Consider the following 3,079-nt stretch of genomic DNA (forward strand, 5'->3'; position numbering starts at 1 on the left):
TCTGAACGCCTTCGACATGGCCTTCGACGGGCGCCTGTCCGCCGGTCGCCGTTAGCTCAACCAGCTTCAGTTACACCGGAAAGTTGACAGTCCCGGCGTGGGCCGACGGCCTGGACGGGTTGTTCGGGCTGGTAGCGGGCCGGTTCTTCCGCGCGGAGCCACGGCGGCGGGCGCGGGCATATGTGCGTGGGTTGTTGCCGCCATTGGCCGGGAAGAACGGGTGGACGCTGGCCGAGGTCGCCGGGGACGCGACGCCGGACGGGATGCAGCGGCTGCTCAATGCCGCCACGTGGGATGCCGATGGCGTGCGTGACGATGTGCGGGACTACGTCATGGAGCATCTCGGCGAGCCGGGTGGGGTGCTGATCGTCGATGAGACCGGGTTCCTGAAGAAGGGCAGCAAGTCCGCCGGGGTGCAGCGGCAGTACTCCGGCACCGCGGGGCGGGTGGAGAACTGCCAGCTCGGGGTGTTCCTGGCCTATGCCAGCTCGAAGGGGCGGGCGCTGATCGACCGCGAGCTCTACCTGCCGAAGTCGTGGACCTCGGATCGGGAACGCTGCCGTGCGGCGGCGGTCCCGGATGAGGTCGAGTTCGCCACGAAGACGACCCTGGCCGAGCAGATGCTCGGGCGTGCTCTCGATGCCAGCGTGCCCGTGTGGTTCCCCCGAAATCGTGGAGGGTTCCCTATGCCGCGTCTCGGGTGAGGGCGACGTTCTCGTAGTTGATCGGTGAGAGCCCGCCGGCGGCGCTGTGTCGCCGCCGGTGGTTGTAGAAGCCGTAACACCAGTCGATGACCGCCGCCCGCGCACTGCTGATGGTGTCGAAGTCGTTGCGGGACAGCACTTCCCACTCCAAGCTGGAGAAGAACGCCTCCGCCGCGGCATTGTCGAAACACGACCCGACCCGGCCCATTGACTGCCGGATCTCCAGCCGCCGGCACAGCGCCGTGAACGCGGCCGCGGTGTAGGTCGAGCCGCGGTCGGTGTGGAAGATCACCCCTCGGATCTGGTCCGCCCCGCCGCGGGCCGCCACGGCCATCCGGATCGCCTCACATGCCAGCTCGGCGTTCGGGTGCAGCCCGGTCGCCGCGCCGAGCAGCCGTCGCGAGTACAGGTCGATCACCGTGGCCAGATACAACTTCCCGGCCGCGGTGGGGATCTCGGTCATGTCCCCGACCCATCTGCGGTTCGGCTCGGCCGCGGTGAAATCCCGACGCAGCAGGTCCGGGAACTTCGGCGCCGTGCGGTCCTGGCGGGTCAGCCCGTTGCGGCGGCGGATGCGGCGGGCGACCAGGCCTTGGCGGCGCATCGAGTCCGCCACGGTCTTCTCCGACACCCGCCATCCGGCCTCGCGCAGATCGGCGTGCAATCGGGGCGAGCCGTGCAACCGCTGGGCATCGTCGAACGCCGCCGCGACGGCGGTGTCCAGTTGGGCGCGGGGGCGTGTCACGGGAACCGTGTAAGCCGCGGGTGGACCAAGATCGACCGCAGTGATCAACACAGCGGTCGGGAAGGACACCCACGTGAGCGAGAACCAGCCCGACCCTGACGGCGAGACGGCTGCGGCTCGCCGGCTCGCCGAGGCACTCGACCCGTCGGCGATCGACGCGCTGTTGGCCGATGCGAAGGCCGCCGGCACCCCGATCGACGGCGTCGACGGACTGCTCAACCAGATGACCAAGGCCGTGCTCGAACGGTCGCTGCAGACCGAGATGACCCACCACCTCGGCTACGACCGCGACGACCCCGCCGGCCACGGCACGGGCAATTCCCGTAATGGCAGCTCGACAAAGAAAGTGGCGACCACGAACGGGCCGGTGACGATCAGCGTGCCGCGTGATCGGAACGGCGAGTTCGAGCCGCAGATCGTGCCGAAACGTGCCCGTCGGGTCGGCCAGATCGATGAGCTTGTGCTGTCCTGCTACGCCCGCGGAATGTCGACCCGTGACATCGAAGCGCATCTGCACGAAGTGTACGGAGTGGAGGCGTCGCGGGAACTGATCTCGAATATCACCGATGTCGTGACCGACGAGATCGAAATCTGGCGGAATCGGCCGGTCGACGAAGTCTATCCGATCGTCTATATCGACGGTATCCGTATCAAGATCCGGGACAAGGCCGCGGTCACGATCAAGAGCGCGCACCTGGTCATCGGCGTCGACGTCGAGGGACGCAAGCACGCGCTGGGCTGCTGGATCGCCGAGACCGAGGGCGCGAAGTTCTGGCACTCGGTCCTGACCCAACTCCGCAACCGTGGTCTGCGCGACATCCTGATCGCCTGCTGCGACGGCCTCAGTGGCCTTCCCGACGCCATTACCAGCGTGTTCCCCGACACCGTGGTCCAGACGTGTGTGGTGCACGTGATCAGGAATGCGATGCGCTTCGTGTCCTACCAGGACCGCAAGAAGATCGTGAAGTCGATGCGCACGATCTACACCGCGCCGACCGTCGAGGCGGCCGAGCTCGCACTGAAAGACCTCGACACCACGTGGGGGCGGCAGTATCCCGGCGTGATCGACGTCTGGCAGCGAGCCTGGGGTGAATTTATCCCGTTCCTTGACTACCCACCAGAACTGCGTCGCATCGTCTACACCACGAACGCGATCGAGTCGATCAACTTCCAGCTCCGGAAGATCACCAAAACCCGCGGCCACTTCCCGTCCGACGAGGCGGCGATGAAACTGCTCTACCTTGGCTTGCGAAACATATCAAGCAAGAGGGGAGGTGAGTCTGGAACCGGAACTCATGGCTGGAAAACGGCATTGAACACGCTTGTCGTCCTCTTCCCCGGGCGACTCCCTCTGTGATAGATTACCAATACCAGTGACCCGTGGCTTACACGGGAATCGTGACAGGCTCGGGCGCGGCGCTGCTCGGTCGCGGTCGCGCCACCGTTCGGGCCGTTCGCCCGGTCGAGCCACTTGTACAGCCAGGAGATCGACACCCCCAACAGGGCGCAGGCCAGCGTGTGCGGCACCCGGTGGAAGGTCCTCTGGTCGGCGATGAAACGGGCCACGCTCACTTCGTCGCCTCCTTGACCCACAGGACCACGGATCGCTTGAGGACATCACGCTCCATCC

At 66.4% G+C, this 3,079-nt stretch carries 2 protein-coding genes and 1 pseudogene; 2 read left to right on the plus strand and 1 reads right to left on the minus strand.

Features of this window, described 5'->3' with window-relative positions; genetic code table 11:
* Window positions 1–83: 83 nt before the first annotated feature.
* Window positions 84–653 (plus strand): annotated as a pseudogene (locus tag BM093_RS34455) (IS701 family transposase); the annotation flags it as partial.
* Window positions 654–684: 31 nt separating this feature from the next.
* Here the strand turns inward: BM093_RS34455 and BM093_RS34460 are convergent.
* On the minus strand, window positions 685–1,449 hold the full coding sequence (locus tag BM093_RS34460; protein WP_218163072.1) for an IS3 family transposase: 765 nt from the start codon (window positions 1,447–1,449) through the stop codon (window positions 685–687).
* Between the two features lie 73 nt (window positions 1,450–1,522).
* Between BM093_RS34460 and BM093_RS34465 the strand changes: the two genes are divergently transcribed.
* Complete coding sequence (locus BM093_RS34465; protein WP_093357626.1) at window positions 1,523–2,806, plus strand: IS256 family transposase; 1,284 nt, start codon at window positions 1,523–1,525, stop codon at window positions 2,804–2,806.
* The last annotated feature ends 273 nt before the right edge of the window (window positions 2,807–3,079 follow it).

It is taken from the genome of Pseudonocardia ammonioxydans, assembly GCF_900115005.1.
GTDB classification, from domain to species: domain Bacteria; phylum Actinomycetota; class Actinomycetes; order Mycobacteriales; family Pseudonocardiaceae; genus Pseudonocardia; species Pseudonocardia ammonioxydans.